This window comes from Gammaproteobacteria bacterium (assembly GCA_029881255.1).
Lineage (GTDB): Bacteria > Pseudomonadota > Gammaproteobacteria > S012-40 > S012-40 > JAOUMY01.
This window is the reverse complement of the sequence record JAOUMY010000015.1, coordinates 60,817-86,746: the sequence shown is the minus strand read 5'-3', so window position 1 is coordinate 86,746 and position 25,930 is coordinate 60,817. Positions and strand designations below refer to the sequence as shown.

Below are 25,930 nucleotides of genomic sequence, written 5' to 3'. Positions count from 1 at the left end.
TCAGCATCGTGGGTAACGCTAAAGCTGCCGCTGAGGTTGACCATAAAGCCCGCGGAACAATCGGAGCCGGGTATACACAGCGTTACATTATACGTGCCTTCGATCAGGCCGTTACCACCCAGGTCATTACCGGTATAGCGGGTGATATTAATATTCCCCGAGGCACTGGCGTGATTGCTGTCATAGATGGTACCAAACTGGTTGTATGAGGCCGAGGCCATGCCACCGAGGAGCGAATAGTTGCCAGGCGTTGGCGTCACGAAAGACAGGCGTAAGTCTTCGTCGAATCCAGCACCGTTATAGTAGCGACGCAGTAACACATCGGTGCGCATAGTCGGTTCGGTGGTGTGATTGAAAAAGGCCGACGCATGGATGTCGCCAAAGGTAATCGACAATGGATCGGACTGGGTTTCGATATATGAAATAGGACCGAGGTAGTTGACGTCGATGTCGAAGATGTCGCGGGCGATTTCCAGATCGAAGGTGGCGCCTTCGTCAACGCCGCCAGGGTAGTCGACCTTGATATAAATTGAGTTGCTGCCGTTGCTGCGTATCGCGCACCACTCATCGAAGAATCCCGGTTCATTTGACGTACAGATCAGTGAGGTATAGCTGGCATCACTGTACAAACTCAGACGCACGTCGGTATTGATGTTCTTGACGCGCACGCGGTAGTCGGCGTTGGCTAAATCGCTAAAGACAAAGTGGCTGGCCTCGCCGGAGGCAAGCATAGGCGTGAGCATGCCGTCGAGTGTCGAGTCGTAAACCGGACCGAAGAGGTTGATTTGACTGCCCGGTGTGGAGCCAACGGTTTCATACAACTTATCAGCATCGTGGGTAACGCTAAAGCTGCCGCTGAGGTTGACCATAAAGCCCGCGGAACAATCGGAGCCGGGTATACACAGCGTTACATTATACGTGCCTTCGATCAGGCCGTTACCACCCAGGTCATTACCGGTATAGCGGGTGATATTAATATTCCCCGAGGCACTGGCGTGATTGCTGTCATAGATGGTACCAAACTGGTTGTATGAGGCCGAGGCCATGCCACCGAGGAGCGAATAGTTGCCAGGCGTTGGCGTCACGAAAGACAGGCGTAAGTCTTCGTCGAATCCAGCACCGTTATAGTAGCGACGCAGTAACACATCGGTGCGCATAGTCGGTTCGGTGGTGTGATTGAAAAAGGCCGACGCATGGATGTCGCCAAAGGTAATCGACAATGGATCGGACTGGGTTTCGATATATGAAATAGGACCGAGGTAGTTGACGTCGATGTCGAAGATGTCGCGCTCTATTTTTAAATCGTAGGTCGTGCCTTCGAATCCACCGGGGTGCTCTACCTTAATGTAGATCATACTGTCGAGGCCGGTTCTGACAGCGCACACTTCGTCAAAATTGTTCGTGAATTCGTCAGCCGTACATACAGGAAAAAGAAAACCAGAATCCAGATAGATAGTCAGACGCGCATCGGTATTAATATTGTAAGCAGTGATACGATAATCACTATTTGGAGTTCCTGAAAATGAGTAGTAACTCGCGCCACCTGCGGCCGCCATCCAGTCGCTGGTAGGGTCGCTTGATGAATCATAGAAAGTGCCAAATGGTAGAACAACTGGAGTGGCGCCGCTTCCATTGGAAATGTAAAAACGATCGGCGTTGCGCGTGATCTTGAATTCTCCGGAAAAATTTTTCTTGTTTAGACTTAAACAGTCTGAACCGACCAGGCAAAGGGTAAGATTATAATAACCTTCGATAATGCCATCGCTGCCGGCAGCACTTCCGGTATAACGGGTTATGTTTACCGAACCGCTGGCACTAGCGTGTTGTGAATTATATTCCTGGCTTGCAAACAATTTGCTCGCCCACACGCTACCAGACGATACAGTGAAAACACCTGTAGTCGTACCCGCGAATTTGATTTGCAAGTCAGTAAAGAATTCGCCCACAGAATAGTCTGTTCGCATACGCACGGTGGTTCGCATGGTCGGTTCCAGCGTGTGATCAAAGTATGCATCGACAACTACGTCCATACTTACCGTTGCGAGCGAGGGATGGTTATATGTTTCAGTATAGGTAGTTGGTATGCCTGAATTGTCGATATCGTGAGTGAGATAGTCACGCTCAACACTCATATCGAAAGTACTGCCTTCACCTGCGCCGGAATAGACGACTTTGATATACAGATTGCCTGATGTTCCACCACGAGAATAGGCACAATTTTCTTCGCTGATTCCTGTGCTCGACGAACACAAGAGTATCGTATAGCCACTATCAGCGTAGACTTCCAGTGTGACATCAGACGATATGTTTTTGAGGCCGATGGAATAGTCCGCATTGGCGCCTACTGCAATTTGATAGTAACTTGCACCACTGAATGTGGTTTCATGTGTCTGTTGGGCGATCAACGAATCGTAGGGAATCGCGCCGAGATTCATTGGCGATACAACGGATCCTTCAGAAACAAAATAACGATCGGCATCCTGTTTTACCGTAAACGTGCCGGTGAGATCGACAAAGTTTCCAAGCGCTACGCAGTCCGGTGCACCCTGTTTACATAAATGAAGAATATAACTGGCGACAAGCTTTCCACCGAGCATATTCTGATATTGACTGACATTGATGCTGCCATTGGCGTTGATATTGTCGTCAATATAAGTAATGCCACTGTCTATATAGGTCGCCGTTGCGGTATTGGTTAACAGGTTGTAAGAACCGGTAACTGAGGCATTAAAGGCTAGCATCAACTCGCCCTGATAAGTAATGCCGTCGTGACTGTGATGTAGCCACAACTCGGTACGCTGTGGCGTCGTTACATGGTTGTAGAAACCACGTACGGTAACATCACCAATGTTTGCTAGCGCCGGATTGGACTGAGTTTCGACAAACGTAGTAGAGCCACCTGTATTGACATCTATGCTCGCGCTGTCTAGGTAATCAACAGAAATATCATAATTGGAACCTGTGCCCAAGCCGGCATAGTCCACGCGTACATACAGATAGGTTTCGCTATTCGTTAGCGCTGTACAACTGGCGGTGGAAACATGTGGCCCCGTTGAGCTACAAACTAATGCACTGAATCCCGAATCATTGAAAACATAAAGGTCTATGTCATCACTGAGGTTATCCAGTGTGATAACAGTCTGTGTTCTGGCGAAAGTCTGTACGCGATAGTAGCTGGAACTTGCCGAAACGGCAGAATAGAGTGTGCCCGTTCCAGTAGACGTATAAGGTATTTGGTTGATGAGTACCGGCAAGGCCTGAGTGCCATCGGGTTTCGTTGTGATGTCCGCATCGCGCTTGAGAGTAAAGTGACCGGCGAAAGTTTTGATGTTTGCCTTCAGTGTGCAGTCATAACCATCGCGGCAAAGCGTGAACTGATATCTTCCGATGACGTCGCCGCCCGCAATTCCGTAATTGTCGACTATAATCGTTCCCGCCGTATTTCCAGGACTATGGCTATAAGTGGCGCCCGAGGAAACAAATTTCGCATCAGCCGACGTACCGAGTTGGTATTCACCCGGTGTCGTGCTTTTTATATAAAGATGGAGTTGGGTGGCGTAGTCCGTTCCATTGAAGTTGCGCAAAAGTGATACAGTCAGTGCTTCGGGAACAAGCGTTTTATCGTAAGTTCCCTTGATGATGACATCGCCAGCGCTACCGGTATCCGGCGTTTCAAGATACTTCGTCGCCTTTTGACCATCGATACTGAGTACGACTTCATCCGTACCGCTGTGAACCAATGGTGTAAACTGGCACACAGGAGACAGATCGAAGGTCGGTAGGGGAACAGTCTGGTAGGCGTAATAATTGTTATTTCCAAATATACGCGTCTGCTGAGTGACGCTTACGTCACTGGGAATGATAACATTCAGTTGTCCGTTAGTAACGGTCAGTATTGTCGAATTTTTCTTTCCGTTGACTTTACAATCCTGTAGATCATCAATCAGACGGGAGTAAACTTCGTAATCAATTTTGGCGCGATTGACACGCGTGGCAATATTGTTTCCGGTCTGGGCCAGACCACCGATGAGTAAGGTGTACTTCAGCGCTTCCGCACTTGCCGTGGCGTCCGGCTGTATTGGGTTTGTAGGCACGACAACAAAGGGATTGAAACCAAGTGCGGTGGTTGCGTTGGTTTTTATGTTGGAAAATTCGTGCTCAAAAGTACCGACTTTGGCCACATTGTTTTTTACTTTTATATACAGTGCATGGGTCAGCATACTGACCGGCGCGCTCTTCGATTGCGCTGGAAGTAATCCATAGATGACTTGACCCGCCGCGAGAGTGACTTTGCGTTTTAGATTGATATCTGTTTGTGGATCGGTCTCGTCAATAAAATATCCACCGCTGGCCTCTATCAAACGTGTTGTCGAAGAAGGGATGACTTCAGTCTGCCATTTTCCATTCAGGTCCGTCGCGGTTTCCGCTACCATAGCGCCGCTAATATTGCCAAAAGCATCCAGGTTAAATATGCGTACGGTTGCACCAATCACTGCGCCTTTGATTACTGCGCCGCTGATTTTCTGAGGTGTCTGCTGTTCGATTTCAGACGCTGGTGAGCCTAAATCGATATTACACGCAGAGGTGAGCGAGATCAGAATTACGACTGAAGCAGCTAAGAATTTTCTGGTAGAGTTTATTGCTGTATGCGTTGTCATCATTACTTCTTAACTCCAAACGCTGCGACACCCGAAACATTGGTATCTACCTGGGCTGGCGCCGCATTGAGCTGATATGACATCGCCGCGCCGCCGGGAATCTTGGTGTTGGTATCTACTGGTCCTACGAACCCACCGAGTATTGCACCACTGCCTACAACGGTTGAACCACTCGCGTTATCCGTGGCGCGTACATACACACTCCCGGAAAATTGGCCGTTGCTGATGTTGAGTCCGTTTGCGCTACCGCTCCAGGATTGATTGTTAATGCCAATATTTAATGTGCTCTTTGCGGTTTGGGTGGTGAAATTCACATCCAGGGTGGCACTGCCGAGTACACCCACATTGCCATGATTATCGGTAGGGTTTGTATTCCCGATCAGTTGATACGAGGCTGAGCCTTCAATTGGCAGCGAAGTGATTTCAGAGTTATCGATTCCCGAAATCCAATGCAGGCTATTGGCGCCCAGATTGACATCTTTCGTTTCAGATATATTCATTAGCGTTTGCGTCACGCTGCCTTCGGCCCAGCGCCCCCATGTCAGATTGGTCTCCGGATCATGGCCCGCATCGAATTGCGCAGCAGTGTTGATTGAAATCGTCTCCACAACATTTGGTGAACCCAGGCTAGGTTCTCGTGTGATATAGAAGCCTGTCAGAAGACCTGAGCTGTTGCTGCTTGCAGGAATTACCTGATTGTTTATCGCAAGCTCATTGGGATTGAGTAAGGAAGTGCCGCTGAGTATCATGCGTCTTTTGCCGGTGTTTGAAACGCTGACTTCTTTAAAATTGCTTTCCAATACGTCTTGCAGAGCCTCATCGGTGCCTGCGTCTTTTACGACATCGCTTAAGGCGGCGGATTCATCGAGCAGAGTGGCTTCAGGCGATGTTTCACCTGTATTCGTCATCATGTCTGAACCGACTAGCAAATCGCCGCTGGATGACTCCAGTGTAAGACTTTCTCCCTCGCTTAGACTGAGGTCTGATCCAAATTCCCCGCTAACAGTGCTGTCGTTCGTCGTCGCAGTATCCGAAGACACAGATGATGAATCTGTTTCCGAGCCGGATGTCGTATCTGTGCCGTTTGTTGCTACCGTGGTTTGATCGTCATCACCATCCTGTACGTCATCGCTGGCACCTGTTTGTTGGGTGCTTTTCGTGGAATCAGATGTGGTGTCATCTTCAGACTCATCGCCGTCTGCCTGCGCAGAGGTAGTTGCTTTTTGTTCGTCACTATTTTCATTAGTGTCGGTATCGTCGTCGGCCGATTCCGACGTTGATGACTCCTTGCCGGCATTGGACTCCTTGGCGTCTCCATCGGCAGAGTCTGTGTTTTCGTTCTCCTCCAGTTCCTCTTTTTCCTTTTTGAATGACTCGCTGTCAAAGAGGAGAGAATCCGGTTTGAGCACGCTACGCGGTGCCTTATCTGCGGTTTCTACATGGGCGTATTGATTGGGGTTCAGATCGAGAGATCCGGCGCGGTTTTTTACCGTCACGCCACCGGCAAGTACACCGACGAAAATATCGCCCTTAGGCGAAAGATTCACAGCGTAATCTGTACCACGTATGCCCAGCGTGGCGACGGGTGTACTGAGTTGGTATCCGTTTCGGTTTGTTTTACCGATTAAGCCGGTAATAGTACGAAAGCCACCTTTGACCAGTTTGAGTTTGCTCTCGCGTTCCTCGGCGCGCACTCCGAAGTTGTAGCTGTCCACTACAAATCGACTTTCCTTACGTACAGAGACGAAAGCCTTATCGATCATGCGTATCTGTGCCATGCCATTGTTTCCGGTAACCACGGCATCGCCAGCGTTTAGCTCTGATCCCTTTTTTACTTTTCGTGTTTTTCCAAGACTGTCTTCGACTGAAACATTACCTATAACGAAAACGAACTTTCCGATAGCCTCGTCTGACTGCTGAGCAAAGACGCTATTTGTCATTACGCTAAACAAAATTAGCATAAAAACAATTCGAAGAGTTTTCGTGATTTTTAAATGTCTCATTTGTCGAATGCCCATCTGACGTTGAGCGTCGCCTCGAATCCTGAATAAGAGAATAGGGAAACAGTGGAAGTATTTTGACTATAACCCACTGTAATTCCGGTCGTGATTGAACTAATGGGAACAAGCGTTATCTGCGCCGATATTCCTTTTTGAACGTCTGATCGAACAAATCCGTTAAAGAGACCATCATATTCATTAATGAACGCGCGCCCGCTCAATGCAAATACTGGAGAGTACGCGTTCTTCAATGATTTACTGAGTGAAAATTGAACACCATTCATGAGTCGTCCGTAGGGAGATGCAGCAACTTCGGCTATTGCCTTACTACCGACGAGAGACACATTGATGTTTGGAATAAAACTGAGTTCTGAGGCAAGCGAGGCAGACATTACCGCTGTATGCGTATTGGTGTCTGTGGGCGAGTCTGGAATCGCGGCGCGTATCATGGAAAACTGGTAGAAACTGGTAATGTTGAATTGCTTGGTTAACATCCACATCCAGGAGAGCATGCCATTTTTGTTGTCGCCACTGTAGTTACGATCTATGTATGAACGGAAATAGCCAGACGTGAGATTGAGCAGGTGTTTGCCGTATAGACCACGTAGAGACAAACTGCCATCTATTGCTGTGCTATCGATAAAACTTGTTTGTTCATAGGCGCGTCGATGAACATTCATGACACCGACCATTGAAATTGCTGGCAATATGGCATAGCTATAGTTCATACCGGCACCTGTGGATGAAAACAGGGACGGTGATTTTCGATTGATATCCAACAGATCCAGGCCGAGAAATGACTCCAGCTCAGTCGCGCTATTGGCATTGGAACTGTAACCGGCACTATTATCGATATATAGCTGTAGCGTGTATTTATTCCGTGCGGGATTTCCTTGTTTGATGCGTGTGATGTAGTCATTGATAAAAGACGTCACTTTCGGCGAGGGCTTGGCAGCAAGTACGGATTGGAATTCCTTTTCCGCATTGTCAAATTCGCCAAGCTTGAAATAGGCACGACCCAGATCGATTTTTGCGCCAACAAACTTCGTGTTAACGACAAGTGCTCGCTGAAGCGCGAATACAGCGTAACTCGCATTGCCGCTATCCAGTGCCGCGACGCCTAACAAATAGTCATATGCGGGCTCACCGGAGTACGCTTCTTCCAGTGGTATTAATAGCTTGTAGGCCTGCTCCGATTCACCTTGTTGAACCAGTTGTTTCGCAGATTTCAAGATTTCAGCATCGGTTTTGGATGCTGTCTCAGGCGTGCTTGTTTCGGCGAAAGCGGCTTGAAATAGAATGAAAAAAGCCACTAAGACCATTCCCGTTATTCTTTTTCCACTAACAAGGACTAACACCACAAACTCCCCTGCATATCTTGAGTGAAACCTATTGTTCATAGCTGATGTTTCTTTATCGGTTCAAAGACGAAAAAGTTAACTATTTGAATGAAATAGCGCGTGTTGCTTAATTCAAAAGAACTATTTAGTTAAGCAAAAACAAGGGAATTAGAATTTGTGAACCGGCATAAAATTTGATGAGACAACACTAATGGTTGCACGGAAGCGCAGATCATTTCCTCAAGAAAAGTAGTCATTGTCTTTATATTCAAGCTGTAACTATATGCGAGAAGCGACAGCATTAAAGGAGAAAGCAGGCCTGTCGTTAAGATATTCAGTATTGCCAAAAATCGCGTGAAACCAGAGTGCATCAGGGTTTCCATTGAACAATTTAACATCGGGGGACATGTTGAATGGCGAACCAGGCAGACCTCATAAGCCGCAGAAGACTAGTCAAAGCAATGGGACTAGGTCTGGCAGCGTTTATATCACCCATCCCAACCAGTTTTGCCACGCAACAATCCACACAAAAATTATTTTCGCGAAAATTACCTTTTGTCGATAAAAGTGGATTTGGACCACGTATTGATGGTCCTTATGTAGAGGAGGTCTTTGTGGCATTGCATCGAGAGATGCCATTGCCCGCGATGGATGAGACTACGCCGGAGTATCAGAATGCCCTCCGAGTTTTGCAGGAGGAGTTTATGAACTCAGGCCAGGCATGGCACGAAGAATATAGATTATCGTGGTCATATCAACACTATGGCGTTCCTGATAAAAGTTCTGTTGTGCAGCCACTAATTGAATATTGTCAGTCGGTTCAAACGTATTTAAATCACACCATTCGTGACATTGATGAATTGAATATGCGTTGGGCGCGTTTAGACATCAATATGGACTTCGATGATGTTGACGGTGACTACGCGCTTGTCGGAAAACACACATATTTTGTTTTGCGGGTGAATGCGGTTGACGCAAAAGGTCATCTTTTGGAACCCCATTTGATTAATGCTCAAGCTGTCAATCGCGCTATCCATTACGTGAATTCTTCCGTAGGCGATATTTTCAATCCAGATCAGAGACTCATTTATGTTATCCGAGGTGAGACATCACTGATATCGCCGTTTTCCGAGTTGTTGCACATGATTACGCATACCCCTGCGATGAAATACGCGGGTGAGTTGAAAGAAAAATTGGATAGCGCACAGGCGAAGTCGATAGCGAGGTTTTCCGGTGAGACGGTGACAGAGGCGGCCGCTGTGATTCTGGCGAGACACTTTCTGCATGAAAGAGGAATTGACGAGCGAGATGAAGAATTGTCAAGACATGCTAACAGCCTGAGCAGGCAACTTCCGGAATTCCAACATTCACTGGACTACATGAAAAAAAACGGCGTACAGAACGCACTTGATGAATTTAGCGACAACCCAAAGCGATTTATGAAAACGCTGTCGAGTATGGGCTAGTTAACATCACACTCAAGTAAAAATGCCTACTTAAACCGTCAAGACAGTTTCATGCTAGCAATCGCTGTGAAATGAAAAAAAATGAAATACTAAGGTATTTATTTTTAGATGTCAGAAATATAAATCAAATATTCACTACAGCAGCCACAAAATATTGATACCGTGATGAGAAAAATTGGAGATATTGACAAACCATAATTGTTGGTTATTTTGTCTTTTTCAGTAGCGATATGCGAAAAATTAATTCGAGACAGATAACGGAAATATTTCGTTGACAGGGATTTTATATTTCACTAGGATTCGCCGCGTTGACGAGGCTAGGTGAAAGCCACGTTAATGGTCTTATCTGCATGGATAACGCCGTGTATTTGTAATATGGATGAAGTATAAGTACGGAGCTGCTTGCCGGAATATGTCGTTGTTTTTCCTTTAACTATCTTGGCTTAATTCTTAGTGTTTTTTTAGAAAACAGTTATAAGTGCGAAACAATGTCGTAGGATAGATTGCGCTCCAAAATAATTTAATAACGGAGATATATTCTGATGAAAAAGGTACTGTTGATCGTCACAGCGATCCTGGTCTTGGGTGTTGTCAATACCGCTTCAGCCGATGAAGGCTGCGTAGTCGGACTGGTAAACAATTTGTCACTGAATGATGAATTTGGACCCGGTGCGGCAGAGAAAACACACTGCCTTGACAACCAAAAGTCCGTAAAGCTAATGATGCAAGTAAATGCATATTGCATGGATAACGTGCCAAATTCTGAGTGCACACGTCCTTATGGCTTGCAACAATTGTTTTCCATGATTAAGGACTACGAAATTACCCACGGCATGCAAGTCGGTCGTGACTATGAATTAGCCGTTATTGCACATACCGCTGGTGCGCCGCTTATGTTAAGCAATACTACACATAATCCATTCGCAGGTAAGGTGACTCAACTGATAGACAAAGGTGTTAAGTTCTATATGTGTCAGAATGCTGCGAGATCTTTGATCAGCAAGGGTTTGTTGACTCAGGGTAATGTAACCAACGAAATCGTAGCGGGTGTTGAGTTTGTTACCGCCGGTTTGACAGCAGTATCGGATTTCCAGAGCCAGGGCTACACTTACGTCCAGCCGTAAAAACCGACATCTCGGAAAAAAGTCCTGTTCATGCAACAGGACTTTTTTTATCGACAGTTATGGATAAAACGACGCATATCCTCACTTATAAAAATTCGCTCAGAATACCCCCTCCCAACTTAATACACTTTTCTTTTTGTGCATAAATAGTATTTTGATAGATATTGTTTGTATTACAAACTATGCCGGATTGCCATGCCGGAAATGATTGGAACCCAATGTGGCCATCACCCTTGAGGTGCAGGTGAGTTGCGTCAATATTTGTTGGCCTAGTTCGCTGCTGGCATATCGTTAAGGTCTATAGCTATAATCAATGAATCAGGGACAGATACACAGATAAAGAACGTTGCGACTGTCAGAATCAGTAACGCAATAATTAGGAATCATCCATCGCTGTTTTGGCGAAAACATCTTTATAGGAGAGAAATGTGACGCGGAGATACGACAGTATTCTACAACTAGTGGGAAATACCCCAGTGATACGCATAAACAAGCTGGCGCCAAAAGGTGTAGATGTGTTTGTTAAGGCGGAATCGTTTAATCCTATGGGCTCGGTCAAGGACCGCCTGGCTCTTGGTGTTATTGAAGATGCGGAAAAGCGGGGCGTGTTGAAACCAGGTCAAACCATCGTAGAGGCGACCAGCGGGAATACAGGAATTGGCCTGGCCATGGTCTGCGCCGAGCGCGGCTATCCGCTGGTTATCACGATGGCTGAGTCCTTTAGCGTCGAAAGGCGCAAGTTGATGCGCTTTCTGGGCGCAAAAGTCATACTGACTCCTGCCGCAACGAAAGGGACCGGTATGGTGGCCAAGGCCGATGAACTGGCGCGCAAACATGGTTGGTGGCAATCCAAACAATTCGAAAATCCAGCGAATGCGGAAATGCATATGCGTACCACGGCACAAGAGATACTTGAAGACTTCGCCGATATTTCACTCGATTACTGGGTGAGTGGAACCGGCACCGGTGGAACCGTCAACGGGGTTTCGCGAGTACTCCGTGAAAGGAGTCCGAATACCAGGATCATCGTGTGCGAGCCTGCATCGGCACAATTAATTGCCAGTGGTATTGCGCAACCTCATGACGAGAATGGCCTCGATATTACGCACCCAAGTTTTACGCCCCATCCCATGCAGGGATGGACGCCGGATTTTATACCTGAGTTGGTGAGAGAAGTGATCGACAGTCACAGCTTTGATGAGTTACTCGCTATTGAAAACGCCGACGCAATGCGTTGTTCCAAAGACCTTGCGCAAAAAGAAGGTATCTTTGTTGGTATTTCTGCAGGGGCAACCCTGGCAGGCGCGTTAAGAGTGGCGAGAACCGCACCGGCAGGAAGCAACATTTTGTGTATGCTTCCAGACACCGGAGAACGATACTTGTCTACGCCTTTGTTTGGTGACATAGGGGCAGATATGAATGAGGCCGAACTGGAAATTGCTCGTTCGACCCCCAACTATTGCCTTGAGCCCGTCGTCGCGCTTGAAGCCTAAAAGCATAGTGACAACGAGTTGCGCTTTTGCCTCGTTGTCACATCTCTTCAGTAAGTCCAATAAGTTTGCCGGATGATCACTACGTGTAACGGTTTGCTTAAACACATTCCTTTTCTGTAGCCGAATAAATCGCTGACAGTTGATATTGCGTTTTGTTGGTATCTTGCGCGGGTTCTTGGTAGATCAGGCAGAAGTGTCGACCTGGCGACCAAATGCGAGCCTTATCGCCTTCCGCGTCTATATCGAAACCCTCGAGCGTGGCTAAGCGGCGTAGATTTTCGGAATAGGCTCGGGGATAACCATTGCGTGTCAAAATCGTTTCACCGTCGATCTCGATTGTTTTACCCACGCCATGTGCGAGTGTCGCATTCACTTGTATGGCGCTATGTAGTGCTTGCTTTGCTCGCGCCAACGCGTGGTAGTCCGCTTCGCTTACGATTTGCTGCAGCGCGGGAAGGGAAGTTGAGGAGATAACGCCCAGGGTTAGCAGCGCCGCCAGAATCTGCGTGCTCGTATAGCCTTGCTGGCAAAACATGCCATTTTCCTCCCGTATTCTTATTTTTGGCGCTTGTGCTTCGCCAGTCTAGGCAGACTTGTTTAAATCAGGATTAGGGCATCGCTTTTTGGTCTGAGGTAAGTTAAAGAATATACGCGATATTCTCAGCATAAGCGTTCCTATACCTGCGGAAATCCGTCCACAGGGTTGGATTCAAGAAAACATCCGGGTTTGTCGCTACTCCCTTGGTATCTATAGCAAATTCACCTCTTTGGACTCGGGTAGTCATGACAAAAAGTCTCCGGTTGGGTGAGCTGTTGCTACAAAGCGGTGTGATCACCGAAAAGCAACTCAAGCTCGCCCTGAATTCCCAGAAGAAATCTGGACGAAAACTCGGCCAGGAACTGCTGTCAGGCGGACATCTTAACGAAGATGCCTTGATTGAGGCACTGGCAAAACAACTAAACATCGCGAAAATCAATCTCAACGAATTAAAGCTAAATCCCAATGTTTCCAGAAAATTTCCGGAGCAGTTGTCCCGTCATTACAACTGTCTCGTTTATGCCGAAACCGATTCCCATTTTGAAGTCGTCATGGACGATCCAACCGATATACATGCTTACGATGAACTGACCAGAATTTTAGGCAAACGCATTGTTACGTCAATTGGTCCGCGTAAGGATATTACGCACACCATTAAAAGTGTTTACCGACGTGGTTCTGAAATTCGTGGCCTTGCTGCGGAACTGGGTCGCGACCTCGAAGCCAATGCAGTAAAGGAAGAAAAAACCTCGGTCAATACCGGAGAGACACCGGTAGCCAAGTTTTTACATACCATGTTTGAAGACGCTATTGCGGTAAACGCCTCTGATATTCACATCGAACCGGGAGCAGAAAAATTCACTATCCGTTTGCGTCAGGACGGTGTGTTAACCGAGCAGGCAGTGGCAGACAAAAAACTTTGTGCTGCCTTGATCTCACGCCTAAAGCTGATGGCCAGTCTGGATATTTCGGAAAAACGATTGCCACAAGACGGGCGCTTTCAGATACGAATAAAAAATTCGGATATCGATGTTCGTCTCTCGACGGTGCCAGCCTATTACGGCGAGTCAGCCGTGATGCGCTTGCTTGATCAATCAAAGGATATTCTCAATCTTGAACAAACCGGAATGACGGGCGCCATACTGGAGCAGGTAAGAAAGCTGACTTCTGCCGCCCAGGGTATGTTGCTGGTTACCGGTCCTACGGGTAGCGGTAAAACAACAACGCTCTACGGCGCGCTTAGCGAAATCAACAAGCCGGATGTCAAGATACTCACGGTGGAAGATCCCATCGAATATCGCTTACCCGGAATTATACAAGTACAGGTCAATCCAAAAATCGGGCTCGATTTCTCCGATGTGCTGCGGACGTTCTTGCGGCAAGATCCGGATATCATTCTGGTTGGTGAAATGCGCGACAAGGAGACCGTCGAAATCGGTATGAAGGCCGCAATGACAGGTCATCTTGTTTTGTCCACGCTACATACCAACGATGCGATTTCTACCATAACCCGTTTGCTCGACATGGGCGCACAACCCTATTTAATCGCCTCGTCGTTACAGGGTATCCTGGCGCAGCGTCTTTTGCGACGAATCTGCAAACATTGCAGCCAGGACTATCAGCCGGATGAAAAACAAACGGAATTGATGCGTTCAATCTGGGGTGAGCAAATCGACGGGCTTGCCTTCAAGCAGGGTAGCGGCTGCGTAAAATGTCAGAACCTGGGTTATTCGGGGCGTGTCGCGGTGTATGAAATGCTGATGATGGAACCTGAGCTGGTGCGCGCCATTCAGGCAGCCGATATCGACAAATTCGCAGAATTGGCGCGACAACAAAAGGGGTTTAAGCGCCTGCAAACAACGGCATTACAAATGGCCGCCAAGGGAATTACGACGGTCGAACAAGTCATACGTCTGGGACTTTCGTAGAGGAAGACGATGGCAATCTTTAGATATCAGGGAAGAAATCGCTCCGGGCAAAAAGTGATTGGTCAACTTGAGGCCAATAGCAAGGAAGCTGTCGCGAAGCATTTGCAAGCCTCCGGTATTATACCTATTGCCATTAATGCTGACGTGCCTCCGCAGCATGTGAAAGATAACGGGCGAGAGTCTGGTTCTGCAATAGGGTTTGGTCGCAACAAACTCAAAATTGATGACCTGATATTTTTCAGTCGGCAAATGTATACGCTTACCAAATCCTCGGTACCGATTCTAAGCGCCCTCGATGGACTGGTCGAGACCAGTGAAAACAAACGTCTGAAAAAAGCAATACAAGGTATACGGCGCAGTCTTGATGAAGGCTACGACCTCACCGGCGCGATGCAGAGACAAAATGATGTTTTCTCCCGGCTATATATTAGTTTGGTACGTATAGGTGAAACCTCTGGCAAGCTGGATGAAATCTTCAGTGCAATTGCCTACTACTTACAAAAAGAAAAAGACACGCGGGACAAAGTAAAATCCGCATTGATGTATCCCATCACCGTTATGATTGTGGTTACCATTGGTTTGGTTGTGGCGAATCTTTTTGTGTTACCGGCCTTTGTCGAGCTGTACAAAAACTTCAACGCCACGCTACCGATTGCGACGCGCATACTGATTTCATTTTCTGAATATACGCGCATGTATGGCTATTACGTGGCGGGTGGTCTGCTTGGTTTTATTGTGCTGATGCGTGCCTGGCTTAGCACCTACGAAGGTCGCTTCTTCTGGCACCGTCGACAATACCGTATTCCCGTTGTGGGCAGCTTGCTTAAGCAAAGCAGCGTCAGTCGATTCGCTCATGCGATGTCGATTACCTATCGCGCTGGCGTGCCTATGGAGCAAAGTCTCAGAATCATTGGTCCTGTGGTCGGCAATCTGTATATGGAGCAGCAGATCGCGACGATGCACTCACGGGTAGAGCGTGGTGAAAGTGTTACCCGCGCGGCTACACATGCAGGCATATTTCCCTCAATTGTGATTCAAATGATTCATGTCGGCGAAGAGTCAGGAACCCTGGATGAAATGCTCACAGAGGTAGCGGAATATTATGAACGGGAGATTGATCAGTCGATCAAGATGCTTTCTGCCGCCCTGGAGCCGCTTATTATTATCTTTATCGCCGTCATTGTGACCATTCTGGCGCTGGGTGTATTTCTCCCCATGATCAGTCTGCTAGGCGCTATAAAATGACTTCTTTTCACAGGCTTGCGTAATAATTGTGAGATATTGGCTAAATAAATATGAAAACGTGTCGTTAATATTAGTGCCGGAGCAAGATTCGGTTTAGTCGTAATAATTAAGGTTTTAGATTTAATGGGGAAAAGTCATAAAAAGCAATCGGGCATGACCTTGATCGAACTGGTCATCATCATTATTGTGCTGGCGATTATTTCCGCCATCGCTGCGCCCCGATTTGTAGACATCAAAACCGACGCCGTTGCCGCCGCTCAGGCAGGGACGCGTGGCGGTATGATGTCGGCTTATACCGTTTCTGTTGGTGCAGATCTCGGTACTCCGACATGGACCACATATATCAGTAAAATCATAGACATGAACTGTGGCGCTGCGAACGGCATCTGCGATTCGGCAGATTTCGATACCGATGTGGGCGCCAACGCCGATCTTCAATATCAATTCTATTCAGACGCAACATGTACCACTGCCATTGCTGCAGGTGCCGATCTGGTATTTGCCTTTCGCCTGGGAGCGATAAACGCCGCACCCATCGCCGCTGACGCCTGTATCGAACTACGCTAGTCATTTTTCTTCAGATGCTTTTCTAATAACAAATGTGCTTACTATGCTTGGCAATAGTTAGCTCAAAGCTGATCACAACAATTCAGTCGTAATCCCTGTTTGCATCTTTAAAACATAGGTTTCTTCTTTGAAAAGGCTACAATTTTTCTTTTAAAACCTGTTCCATTCGTCCATTCGATATTTTTTAAAGTGAAAAAATTGCCGAATATGTCACATTTTTTGTTTTTTTAGGCCGCTTCACTAAGGTATTCGGTAACTTGTGTCGTTAATTAGTTTTAAGAATGTAACTAACGTAATCTCCAATACCAATTTCAGGGGATACGCGAGTAGAAGATGGAATACGTGGCTTAAGGGTAACGAGTGTGAAGAAGCAGCAATCAGGTATGACCCTCATAGAACTGGTTATCATCATAATCGTATTAGCGATTATTGCGGCCATTGCTGCGCCGCGATTTGTCGATTTGAAAACCGACGCCGTCGCAGCGGCGCAAGCGGGTACTCGTGGAGGCGTGATGTCTGCCTACACGGTTTCCGTAGCCGCCGATCTGGATACACCGACCTGGACGACATTCATCAGCAAGATTATCGATATGACATGTGGCGCGGCGAACGGTATTTGTGACTCTGCCGATTTTGATGGTGACACGAATGCCGATGTTCAATACCAGTTTTACGCGGACGCCAACTGCGTTACCGCGGTTGCTGCTGGCGCCGATCAATTATTTTCTATGAAAGAAGGCGCAGTTAATGCTGCTCCTGTGGTCGCTGATCCCTGCGTCAATCTGAACTAACATTAACTGTTCACCTTTTACAGCGCAGGAGATTGATGGACGAGCGGGCGTAGTCTGTACGAAGCAAAATCATACGGTCGGTGAAAGTTAGGCAGATAATACTTACCAGTTGACTTGCGTTTAAAGCCTCGCCGAATTTTCGAAAAAGACAAAGGCCAGTTGGGAGGAATCTCATCTGGCTTTTCTGTTTGATGGGTAAAGGACATACGATGAAATCAGGACAGCATGGAATTACCCTGATCGAGTTAATCATCAGCATCGTCGTCATCGGTATTTTAGTGGCCATTGCGACCACACGGGTAAATACGTCAAGCATTACCCTTAGCCAACAGGCAGAGGCATTCGCTGCAGATATACGCCACACCCAATCACTGGCTATTCATTGGGGGTGTCAGCTGACTATCGCCGCGACAACCGCGCCCGCTGAGTATCAGGTTTTGAGCAAATCCAGCTACGCGGGAAAAATATGCAGCGCTGCGGCAACCGTGATAAAAGATCCACGAAACGGCAACGATTTCACTGCGACGTTGGTTAACGGTATCGTCTTTAGCGCCAATCAAACCCTTTACTTCGATAGCTTCGGACGTCCAATAGATATCGTTGGAAGTATCATCAGTGCTGACACCGTGTTTACACTCACCAAGAGTGGTGTCAGTTATGAAATTCGCGTCGTTCCTTTGTCCGGCTATGTCACCGTGGTGAAGTTATGATACATGGATATAGACAACAAGGCGTATCCCTGGTCGAACTGGTAATTATCATCATCGTAGTGGGTATTGTTGCCGTGCCTTTTTTCAATGCGTTTTTGCATGTCTCACGTACGCAAATCAGTGATAAGGAATTGACTCAGGCCCATAGTTTGGCGAGAGCGTGTGCCGAGTTTGTATTGCAACAACGTCGAACCGGCGTAATTACCGCTACTCCCGCATTAACAGTATGCGACGATCCTGTTATTCCCGGTTTTACTTCACCTCAGGAAACACTCAACATTACGTCTGATGCGGCTGGCGCTGGTAATTGTCCGGCAGGTTCGGGCGGATGTGATCTGGTGACAGTGGCAGTAAACAATGCAACGGCGACACAGGCCAAAGCCAGTTTGTATTTTTATCTGGTGTATTAATCATGCATCGAAAATCAAACAGACTTAAATTATCTTTCCAAAGCGGTTTTAGTCTGATCGAACTGGCAATCACCATAATTGTGTTGGGACTTGTAGTCGCTGCAATAAGTGGTTTCATGGGAAGAAGCATACTTGGCTTTAGTCGTTCGGTGGAGAATATTTCCGCCTTAACGAAGATGCGCTATATCGATCAGCGCCTGGCGAAGGAATTGCGACTGGTAAACTATAATGCCGGGGCCTATGTATTGACCGCAAACACGACGGCAACAAAGTTTGAGTACACCGACATTAGCGGCGCCAATGATGTGGTGATTTCCTATAACGGAACTGACACATTGAATATCTCTTACACCAATCCTGCAACTAATGGCGATCTTAGTCGTGAGATGTCTGCGTTTTCCTTTAATTACTACACTAGCGATGGTGTAACCGCTGCCGCAGTCGACGGTTCTGATCTGGTTTTCGTCGAATACAGTTTTACGATTACAGAAAACAACGCGACTTACTCTACCAGTAGTCGTGTAATGCTGAGGGATAATAATTGAACGCGCTCGCTTTACAACGCGGCGTCGTGACTGCGATCGCGGTGTTTATCTTGTTAATCATACTCGGTGGTATGGTGATCTTTGGTCTGCGCATCACCTCTGGCAGTTTGTCGGATGCAAACCGGCAGGCAGAACACATGCAGGCCTTGTTTCTGGCAGAGTCGGCATTAGAACGCGTGGTTTTTAATCTCAACAATACCGATCCGGATTGCAGCAACCTGGTCGCGCCCGATGTGCAAACATTTAATGGTGATGAAACATCAGAATTGCTCGGTGGTGCCGATGCGCCAGTAGGAGATACATCCACATGTGCAGTTAAGGTCAAAGGTCAGGTCAACAATACCGTTGTCTATCTGGAGTCCACGCTAAGTAATAGTGGTGGAGGCGGCGGCGGTGGAGGAGGTGGCGGCGGAGGCGGTGTCGCTGGTCCTAGCTACTTCGAACAGTTTATCTATGTCAATACCGCCGATCTGACGGGAACCTGGACAGAAGTGCTCACGCGTAGCGAAGGTGTGTCGGGATGGGGGGCAGCCAATTGTCCCGCTGGTACGTGTGTTGCGCCGCCTTCTCCCGCCGCGCCTGCGGGCAATTCTTTTTATGTCGCTACCACAGGCTCAGGTGGTTGGCGGGATATGTGGGGATATCGTGAAGCCGTCATTCCAAATATTGACACAACCGTAGACGATGTAGCGCTATCGTTTAGCGCAGGCTACCGTAAGTTTTCCAGCACAGGCGGCGTACCAACTCGTCATTGGTTGTATATCGAATTACATGATAGCGGGAGTAACGTAACGACAGAATTATGGAGCAATCTAACTGCGACCGGAGATAGCGGCTGGCAGCAAATCAATATTACTGATACCGTTCTGCCGACGGGAAGAGTCTATGATCGTATCCGCATTCGCTTTGAATTTCGCGGGACGAATCCAGGTCCCGGTTATATCCATCCACAGGCTTCTGTCGACGAAATGTCTATCACAACGACAGTGTATGCCGGCGGCGTGGCCGGCACAGGAGGCTTCGATTTTTTTGAACCCTTCGACTACGTCGATCAGACAGAACTTGATAATGCCTGGGTAGAAACCGTTACCGCGAACGAAGGTAGTTCTACGCTGTGTATCGATCCATCTTGTGGACCGACACCTACCGGAAATTCGTTTTACGCACTTGCAGAGAATGGTGGCTTTCAAACAGAGTTTATCGGCTATCGCGATTACAATCTTTTTCCCCCACTTGATGCGACGTCGGGCACTTTGACCACCGATATCTCTATGGACCTCAATCGCTGGGCCGACTCGACCAGCTTCTTAATACAAACGGTCTGGATATCGCTCATCCGCACATCAGGGACTGCTGACCTGTTATTTACAGATGCTGGGACTAATACGGTTGCCGGGTGGACATCGGTGAGCAGTACTGGCGTAAGTATTCCTGCGAATACCTATGACACCGTGCGCATAGAGTATCGCGTGCGTGTAAGAGGTACTGGCAATACCGCGAGTCTGGCGATGGACCAGATACGGCTGACCAATATTGCTAGTGTAGGCGGTGGAGGTGGGGGTGCCGACTGGTCGGTTAGCAGATGGGAGGAGGTGGATATTTGAGTTTTTGCCCTTTTTTCTAACTCAATGATTCGTTACATTTTACTATTACCCTTTTTTTATAATTACTTTAAAAATTAAAGTAAAACTTTGTTTCGTCCGTTAACTGTGTCGACTAAAACCGCTTTTATATTAGTTTTATGCGATTTTTCGGCAGCAAAAAAACGGCGAATTCCGTCGCTATCTCATCCGGTTCATCTTACCTGAGTGTCAGCAGGGTAGTGTCTGGTCGTGGACGTCCTAAGGTGTTGCGATACGCCGAAGAAAAACTCAATGGCGTTGGGCCAGAACACCAACTCCATTCCCTGGTGAGTAAAAACAAGCTCAGGAATGAATCCGTTAGTACCTGTCTCGATATCGATGAATATCAGTTACTCTCCATAGAAGCACCAGCCGTTCCCGAAGATGAGTTACTCGATGCACTCAAGTGGCAGGTCGCAGAATTTGTCGAAACACCGGTTGATGACCTGGCTTTAGAATTTTATGACGTGCCTTCCGTGAGTAATATCGGCAAGGGGCGTCAGGTAAACGTGGTTGTTGTGAAGAAAAGTATTATCGAAGCTAAGGCGCAACAAATTAAGAGTGCCGGGCTGAATCTTACGACGATTGATGTCCCCGAACTAGCGATCAGAAATCTGATGAACTCAGTCGGTCTGGACAAGAACGGCGTGGTGTTTCTGTATATCAGCGGTGAGAAAAGTCTGTTGGTATTTGTACGTAAATCGATAATGTATTTTTGCCGTACCTTGAATATCGGGAGTCGTCACCTCGCGCAGCAGCCTCAATTGACAAAAGAACTGGCGCAGGAAGTTCAACGCTCGCTGGAATATTTTGAACGCCATTTTAACGCAGTTGGTATCGAGCGCATGGTCGTTGCTCCAATGTCTGGAAAAATGCCAGATGTTGCAGGCTATCTCGATAAAAAGCTGTCTATTCCCTGCGCGTATTTTGACTATCAGGCGAACTTCAAGTGGCGTCGTCGACTGCCAAAAAGCAAATCAAGTATTAGCGTGCTGTCTTTGGGGGCAGCCTTGCGCACAGGGGATTAGTCGTGAAACAGCAGATTAATCTTTATCGCGTCCTCTATCCGCCGAAAAAACACTGGCCTTTTTCTGCGCGAGCGACAATTCTAAGCCTGTTATCAATTGCCGCGATTGCTGCCATGACCTATGCCGCGTCCTGGAAAATTCAGCAACTACAACAGCAGTACCAGTTTGAGTTATCGGTAAAGAGTATAAAAGAAACCACTTTTAACAATATGCGCAAGCAAGCCAATGAATCGATAAAGCGTGATCGAGAAAATGCGGAATTGGCAGCACTACGCGATGAATACAGCAAGAAGAGTGCATTGTTACAATTGCTCGAACAGCAGAAAACAACATCAGCGCGGGGTTTTCAGGATCACTTCGTGTCTTTGGCCAAGGGTGATCTAAGCGGCGTATGGTTGCGCAACATACATCTGGAAAACAAGAACGACGGCGAACTGGTCGTGTCGCTGGCGGGCACCGCTTCGTCACCGGCCTTAGTGGCACGCTATATTGACCGGCTTTCCCATGAGACCAGTTTTCATGGTCTCAATTTCACAGGCATGCGGATCACAGACGATCAAAGTAAACAGTATCAGGGCCGAAACTATTCAGCGTTTCTGATTTCAACAAAAGATTTTGGCGAGGCATCGGAAGGCCAGTTATTTGGTACAGGTAAATGAGTGCAACGACGTTTGACAAGGTAAGAAGCGAATACGGCTCGTTAAGCAAGGGCGTGAAACGTCTATTGATTAGCGGTGTTTTGGCGGTCGTCTATTTCATCCTGGATGCAGCGATCATACAACCCATCATGGAAGAATACAGCGCGCTAACTCGTCAGATAGAGCAGGCAAAGGCGGAAACCAAAGCCTTGGGAATGGGTATTCTGGAGTTGGAAAACAAGTCCGGTATCGATCCTGCGCTGACAACCCAGGAAAAAATTGTCCAGCTCAAACGCAAAAACAAGACGCTTGATGCACAAATCGCACAAAAGTCTCGCGGCTTTGTTCCACCGGAGAAAATGGTCGCATTTATTCACAAACTATTGTCCGAGACCGGACACATCAAGCTGGAGTCTTTGAACAATCTTCCTGTCGAAAAGCTCACGCAAATTTCCCAGGCGGACAAACTGGCATCAGAAGTCGAAGAAAAGGCGCAAAGTGTAAAAAATGCTAATCAAGCACAGGCGTCTGCTGCCAGCCAGAAAGACGCGCTTATTATGTATCGTCACGGCATCGAATTGACGGTAAGTGGAAAATACCTCGATTTAGTTCGTTATATTAAAAAACTGGAAGCCAGCCCCTGGCAAATCAGCTGGAACAGTGCGACCTTGCGTACCCAGGCGAAAAAGGATGCACAGCTGCAATTAGTGATTTATACGCTAAGCATGGATGCCGAGTGGCTAAGAATCTAGTTTCTCTGCTCACGGCCTAACTCTCTCTATCTCCCCAATTTCTATCTAAACACGCTTGGCATACGGGTTGCTGATACCCGTCTATGAAAGCGTTGATTATCTTTGTGTTGCTGAGCCTATGGGTGTCTCTGCCAAGAGCCGATTCACTTTCGGGTTTACGAGATCCAACCGCTCCTGACCCGGATGGCGCGCCGAAAGTCCATACGCCTACGCAAAAAAAGCTTGATAACTCTTTGTTAGTACTACAGCAAATACTGCTGTCACAAAACAGAAAAACTGCCGTGATCAACGGCAAGGCCCTGTCCATCGGCGACAAGATTACGGGCGCAACAGTGATATCGATTTCACATAACAGTGTGGTATTACAAAAAGGACAAAAAAAGATGGAATTACAATTGATAACGCACACAGGATCAATGGAGGCAAACCGGTAAACATTCACCGGTAAACGGCAAACATGCGGCAGCTTTTGTACGGATTAACCATAACAGGCCTATTGTTGATGATGTCAGCATGTCAGTCTTTTCCTGCGATGTGGAGTGGCGCCACCCACGTGCGCATTACTGAAGCTCTGGAAGAGGCGAGGGATACTCAGTCGTTAAAGAATGTCGGCGTTCCTCATGCCGTGAGCCGTGCCTTGCTGCCACCGATAGTTGTTGGGCTGCATCAGGATGGGGATTCGGAGATCGATGAGCGATTTGATCTTTCGGTAAAGAACGCCATCGCCCGAGATGTCTACGTTGGTTTAGTAAAAGACACATCCTTCAGCGTGGTTGTGGATAAAGGCGTTGCTGCGCGCGTGACGCTGAATCTCAAAAACGTCACTCTGGATGAAGTGTTTGCTACTTTGAGTGACACCTATGGCTACGACTACGAGAAAAAAGGAAATCGCTACTTTGTCTATGGCAAGGGCATACGCACGCGAATTTTTTCTGTGAACTATATTAACGTGAATCGCAAAGGGACTTCGGCGACGAATGTATCCTCTGGTGGAATTACCGACAAGAAAACCAATGTAGGTGTCACGACAGATACGGAGACAGACTTCTGGAAAGGCTTCACCGCGAGTATGGAGTCTATTGTGGGTAAAAAAACAGGACGCAAAGTCATCGTTAACCCGCAAAGTGGACTCGTGGTTGTCACCGCATCGAATAGTGAATTGAGATTGGTTGAACGATTTATTGAAAGTACACACAACGCGATTAGTCGCCAGGTCATACTTGAGGCCAAGATATTAGAAGTTGAATTGAACAATGCCTTTCAGTCGGGCGTGAATTGGGGACAACTACTAAACGTTGCCGGTAACGCGCTTACCTTAGGACAGGTTGGGAGTGGCGATCTCAGTGATCCGGGGACTAACGCGGCGTTTTCCGGGGCAAGTACACCGGATCTGGTTACTCAGAACATCGTCGGAACGGCAACTTCTGCCTTTGGTGGAATGTTTACAGCGGCAGTTACAGGTGCGAATTTTGGTGCGTTTATCGAGCTGATGCAGTCGCAGGGCGATGTGCGTGTGCTGTCCAGTCCGCGTGTTGCTACTGTGAATAATCAAAAGGCCGTAATCAAGGTGGGTGGCGACGAATTCTTTATTACCGGAATCAAAACCAACTATACAAATAATCAGGCGGGCACAACGCAAGAACCTAATTCCTCTGTCGAGTTGGAAGCATTTTTCTCTGGTATCGCATTGGATGTTACACCACAAATTGAAAACAACGGCGATATTACCTTACATCTGCATCCGACGGTCAGTGAAGTGGCACAAAAAACGAAGAACTTTGTTGTCAACGGGAGATCGTTCGATTTGCCCTTGGCGGCCAGCACCGTCCGTGAGACTGATAATATCGTCAAGGCCGAAAGTGGACAAATTATTGTTGTCGGCGGCCTGATGCGAGAATCCACAATTGAAAATCGATTTAAAGTCCCCTTGCTGGGAAGTATTCCTCTCCTGGGAAATTTGTTTAAGCAGCAGCGTATCAGCAGAGTAAAGAAAGAACTCATTATATTGGTGAAGCCTACTGTCATTTCGAAACCAACGGATTGGAATATCGAGGCCAAGTTGGGTATTGAACGTTTTTCCGAGCTTGAATAGGAGAGAACATGTTAGCCTTGCAAAGCGAAAATCATCAACTACAGCACCACAGTCTAGCGACTCCTCCGGCCTTGGATAAAGAGTTCCTGTCGCATTTTTCACTTGTTCAAAAGCCTTTTGTTTCAAATCTGGATAGTCAGACTTTTTATGTATATCCGTCCGCGTACGAGTTATTGAGTACGTTAGAGTATGCGATTCAGTCCGGTGAAGGTATCGTCAAGATAAGTGGTGAAAGCGGAAGTGGCAAAACATATCTGACAAATAGATTGATGGAAACACTAGCCAAGTCTCATTTTATCGTGAATATGTTGAGCACTGCCGCCACGCCGAAATCCTTCGTCATGGGCATACTCGACGAAATGGGAATAGAACACCGCGGTGACTACAGTACGCAATTCATGTTGAAGCAACTCTATTCCTGTCTGCGCGCCTTCCATGAGCGCTTCAATATACCGGTCATACTCGTTGCTGATAACGCGGAACAGCTAAGTACCGGTGTGCTGGCGGTCATGACAACACTTAGTGCTTTCGAATCGCAGTCGCAGCAGCTTATGCAATTAGTGCTGCTAGGGAACCCACTATTGGATCAAAAATTAAAACAACCCAGACTCAATAGTCTAGTACAAAGAATCGGGTTTGCAGTTGAACTCAAGGCGATGAACAAGTCACAGACTCGAGAGTATGTCACACAACGAATCAAATCCAGTGGTAATCGAAACAGCGATGTATTTTCTAGCGCGGCACTCAATGCTATATACCGAGCCAGCGGCGGTAATCCGAGACGAGTAAATACGCTAGCGCATAAGGGGATGATGTTGGCCTTTGGTACGGGTGACAGGATAGTTAACAAGAAGCATATTCGCGAAGCCAGCGCAGACGCGAATAGCTCTGGGTTCGCGAGCGCGTTGGCTGTAATCGCGACGTCTTTTGTGCTTACCTGCTTGGGTGTACTGGGGATATGGCACTATATGACATAAGGTATC

21 protein-coding genes are annotated in these 25,930 nt (G+C 47.3%); 17 read left to right on the top strand and 4 right to left on the bottom strand.

Annotated elements, in window-relative coordinates:
* The 3 genes from OEZ43_20005 to OEZ43_19995 form a co-directional block, all read right to left on the bottom strand.
* Window positions 1-4,661: hypothetical protein (locus OEZ43_20005; GenBank protein ID MDH5547869.1), on the bottom strand; the 4,661-nt coding region annotated here is incomplete at its 3' end.
* Window positions 4,661-6,598 carry a FecR domain-containing protein gene (locus tag OEZ43_20000; GenBank protein ID MDH5547868.1) on the bottom strand — a complete coding sequence of 646 codons (1,938 nt, stop codon included), beginning with the start codon at window positions 6,596-6,598 and terminating at the stop codon, window positions 4,661-4,663. The genes OEZ43_20000 and OEZ43_20005, both read right to left, overlap by 1 nt.
* Before the next feature lie 59 nt (window positions 6,599-6,657).
* The gene (locus tag OEZ43_19995; GenBank protein MDH5547867.1) at window positions 6,658-8,058 is read right to left on the bottom strand and encodes a tetratricopeptide repeat protein; all 1,401 of its coding nucleotides are present in this window, start codon (window positions 8,056-8,058) and stop codon (window positions 6,658-6,660) included.
* 353 nt (window positions 8,059-8,411) lie between these two features.
* On the opposite strand from OEZ43_19995, the gene OEZ43_19990 reads away from it, so the two are divergent.
* From OEZ43_19990 to cysK, 3 genes are all read left to right on the top strand, one after another.
* On the top strand, window positions 8,412-9,464 hold the full coding sequence (locus OEZ43_19990; GenBank protein MDH5547866.1) for a hypothetical protein: 1,053 nt from the start codon (window positions 8,412-8,414) through the stop codon (window positions 9,462-9,464).
* 542 nt (window positions 9,465-10,006) lie between these two features.
* Window positions 10,007-10,588 carry a DsrE family protein gene (locus OEZ43_19985; protein ID MDH5547865.1) on the top strand — a complete coding sequence of 194 codons (582 nt, stop codon included), beginning with the start codon at window positions 10,007-10,009 and terminating at the stop codon, window positions 10,586-10,588.
* Between the two features lie 428 nt (window positions 10,589-11,016).
* Window positions 11,017-12,081: a cysteine synthase A gene (gene cysK, locus OEZ43_19980; protein MDH5547864.1), complete on the top strand. Its 1,065-nt coding sequence runs from the start codon at window positions 11,017-11,019 to the stop codon at window positions 12,079-12,081.
* A 97-nt stretch (window positions 12,082-12,178) separates the two neighbouring features.
* Here the strand turns inward: cysK and OEZ43_19975 are convergent, their stop codons facing one another.
* Window positions 12,179-12,616 carry a hypothetical protein gene (locus OEZ43_19975; GenBank protein MDH5547863.1) on the bottom strand — a complete coding sequence of 146 codons (438 nt, stop codon included), beginning with the start codon at window positions 12,614-12,616 and terminating at the stop codon, window positions 12,179-12,181.
* Window positions 12,617-12,864: 248 nt separating this feature from the next.
* On the opposite strand from OEZ43_19975, the gene OEZ43_19970 reads away from it, so the two are divergent.
* From OEZ43_19970 to OEZ43_19905, 14 genes are all read left to right on the top strand, one after another.
* Window positions 12,865-14,547 carry a GspE/PulE family protein gene (locus tag OEZ43_19970; protein ID MDH5547862.1) on the top strand — a complete coding sequence of 561 codons (1,683 nt, stop codon included), beginning with the start codon at window positions 12,865-12,867 and terminating at the stop codon, window positions 14,545-14,547.
* A 9-nt stretch (window positions 14,548-14,556) separates the two neighbouring features.
* On the top strand, window positions 14,557-15,792 hold the full coding sequence (locus tag OEZ43_19965; protein ID MDH5547861.1) for a type II secretion system F family protein: 1,236 nt from the start codon (window positions 14,557-14,559) through the stop codon (window positions 15,790-15,792).
* A gap of 123 nt (window positions 15,793-15,915) precedes the next feature.
* Complete coding sequence (locus tag OEZ43_19960) at window positions 15,916-16,359, top strand: prepilin-type N-terminal cleavage/methylation domain-containing protein (GenBank protein MDH5547860.1); 444 nt, start codon at window positions 15,916-15,918, stop codon at window positions 16,357-16,359.
* Between the two features lie 362 nt (window positions 16,360-16,721).
* A complete protein-coding gene (locus OEZ43_19955; protein MDH5547859.1) occupies window positions 16,722-17,150 on the top strand; it encodes a prepilin-type N-terminal cleavage/methylation domain-containing protein in 429 nt (142 codons plus the stop codon).
* A 209-nt stretch (window positions 17,151-17,359) separates the two neighbouring features.
* Complete coding sequence (locus tag OEZ43_19950; GenBank protein ID MDH5547858.1) at window positions 17,360-17,860, top strand: type II secretion system GspH family protein; 501 nt, start codon at window positions 17,360-17,362, stop codon at window positions 17,858-17,860.
* Window positions 17,857-18,270 carry a hypothetical protein gene (locus tag OEZ43_19945; GenBank protein ID MDH5547857.1) on the top strand — a complete coding sequence of 138 codons (414 nt, stop codon included), beginning with the start codon at window positions 17,857-17,859 and terminating at the stop codon, window positions 18,268-18,270. Before OEZ43_19950 ends, OEZ43_19945 begins: the two co-directional genes overlap by 4 nt.
* Window positions 18,271-18,272: 2 nt before the next feature.
* The gene (locus tag OEZ43_19940; GenBank protein ID MDH5547856.1) at window positions 18,273-18,815 is read left to right on the top strand and encodes a prepilin-type N-terminal cleavage/methylation domain-containing protein; all 543 of its coding nucleotides are present in this window, start codon (window positions 18,273-18,275) and stop codon (window positions 18,813-18,815) included.
* The gene (locus tag OEZ43_19935) at window positions 18,812-20,419 is read left to right on the top strand and encodes a hypothetical protein (GenBank protein ID MDH5547855.1); all 1,608 of its coding nucleotides are present in this window, start codon (window positions 18,812-18,814) and stop codon (window positions 20,417-20,419) included. Before OEZ43_19940 ends, OEZ43_19935 begins: the two co-directional genes overlap by 4 nt.
* Before the next feature lie 218 nt (window positions 20,420-20,637).
* Window positions 20,638-21,465, top strand: a complete 828-nt coding sequence (locus OEZ43_19930) for a hypothetical protein (GenBank protein MDH5547854.1) — start codon at window positions 20,638-20,640, stop codon at window positions 21,463-21,465.
* A gap of 2 nt (window positions 21,466-21,467) precedes the next feature.
* Window positions 21,468-22,124 (top strand): hypothetical protein, encoded by a 657-nt coding sequence (locus OEZ43_19925; GenBank protein MDH5547853.1) that lies wholly within the window; start codon window positions 21,468-21,470, stop codon window positions 22,122-22,124.
* Window positions 22,121-22,855, top strand: coding sequence for a hypothetical protein (locus tag OEZ43_19920; GenBank protein MDH5547852.1), 735 nt, complete (start codon window positions 22,121-22,123; stop codon window positions 22,853-22,855). Before OEZ43_19925 ends, OEZ43_19920 begins: the two co-directional genes overlap by 4 nt.
* 83 nt (window positions 22,856-22,938) lie before the next feature.
* Window positions 22,939-23,289, top strand: a complete 351-nt coding sequence (locus tag OEZ43_19915) for an MSHA biogenesis protein MshK (GenBank protein MDH5547851.1) — start codon at window positions 22,939-22,941, stop codon at window positions 23,287-23,289.
* A gap of 23 nt (window positions 23,290-23,312) precedes the next feature.
* Window positions 23,313-24,947, top strand: coding sequence for a pilus (MSHA type) biogenesis protein MshL (gene mshL, locus OEZ43_19910; protein ID MDH5547850.1), 1,635 nt, complete (start codon window positions 23,313-23,315; stop codon window positions 24,945-24,947).
* An 8-nt stretch (window positions 24,948-24,955) separates the two neighbouring features.
* Window positions 24,956-25,924 carry an AAA family ATPase gene (locus OEZ43_19905; protein MDH5547849.1) on the top strand — a complete coding sequence of 323 codons (969 nt, stop codon included), beginning with the start codon at window positions 24,956-24,958 and terminating at the stop codon, window positions 25,922-25,924.
* The last annotated feature ends 6 nt before the right edge of the window (window positions 25,925-25,930 follow it).

What these genes read in the sequence shown, in the direction of transcription:
- OEZ43_19965 (MDH5547861.1), top strand. Translation starts at nt 14,557, where the DNA reads ATGGCAATCTTTAGATATCAGGGAAGAAATCGCTCCGGGCAAAAAGTG.
- OEZ43_19975 (MDH5547863.1), bottom strand. Translation starts at nt 12,616, where the DNA reads ATGTTTTGCCAGCAAGGCTATACGAGCACGCAGATTCTGGCGGCGCTG.
- OEZ43_19945 (MDH5547857.1), top strand. Translation starts at nt 17,857, where the DNA reads ATGATACATGGATATAGACAACAAGGCGTATCCCTGGTCGAACTGGTA.
- OEZ43_19920 (MDH5547852.1), top strand. Translation starts at nt 22,121, where the DNA reads ATGAGTGCAACGACGTTTGACAAGGTAAGAAGCGAATACGGCTCGTTA.
- OEZ43_19970 (MDH5547862.1), top strand. Translation starts at nt 12,865, where the DNA reads ATGACAAAAAGTCTCCGGTTGGGTGAGCTGTTGCTACAAAGCGGTGTG.
- OEZ43_19960 (MDH5547860.1), top strand. Translation starts at nt 15,916, where the DNA reads ATGGGGAAAAGTCATAAAAAGCAATCGGGCATGACCTTGATCGAACTG.
- OEZ43_19915 (MDH5547851.1), top strand. Translation starts at nt 22,939, where the DNA reads ATGAAAGCGTTGATTATCTTTGTGTTGCTGAGCCTATGGGTGTCTCTG.
- OEZ43_19940 (MDH5547856.1), top strand. Translation starts at nt 18,273, where the DNA reads ATGCATCGAAAATCAAACAGACTTAAATTATCTTTCCAAAGCGGTTTT.
- OEZ43_19985 (MDH5547865.1), top strand. Translation starts at nt 10,007, where the DNA reads ATGAAAAAGGTACTGTTGATCGTCACAGCGATCCTGGTCTTGGGTGTT.
- mshL (MDH5547850.1), top strand. Translation starts at nt 23,313, where the DNA reads ATGCGGCAGCTTTTGTACGGATTAACCATAACAGGCCTATTGTTGATG.
- OEZ43_19990 (MDH5547866.1), top strand. Translation starts at nt 8,412, where the DNA reads ATGGCGAACCAGGCAGACCTCATAAGCCGCAGAAGACTAGTCAAAGCA.
- OEZ43_19950 (MDH5547858.1), top strand. Translation starts at nt 17,360, where the DNA reads ATGAAATCAGGACAGCATGGAATTACCCTGATCGAGTTAATCATCAGC.
- OEZ43_20000 (MDH5547868.1), bottom strand. Translation starts at nt 6,598, where the DNA reads ATGACAAATAGCGTCTTTGCTCAGCAGTCAGACGAGGCTATCGGAAAG.
- OEZ43_19995 (MDH5547867.1), bottom strand. Translation starts at nt 8,058, where the DNA reads ATGAACAATAGGTTTCACTCAAGATATGCAGGGGAGTTTGTGGTGTTA.
- OEZ43_19905 (MDH5547849.1), top strand. Translation starts at nt 24,956, where the DNA reads ATGTTAGCCTTGCAAAGCGAAAATCATCAACTACAGCACCACAGTCTA.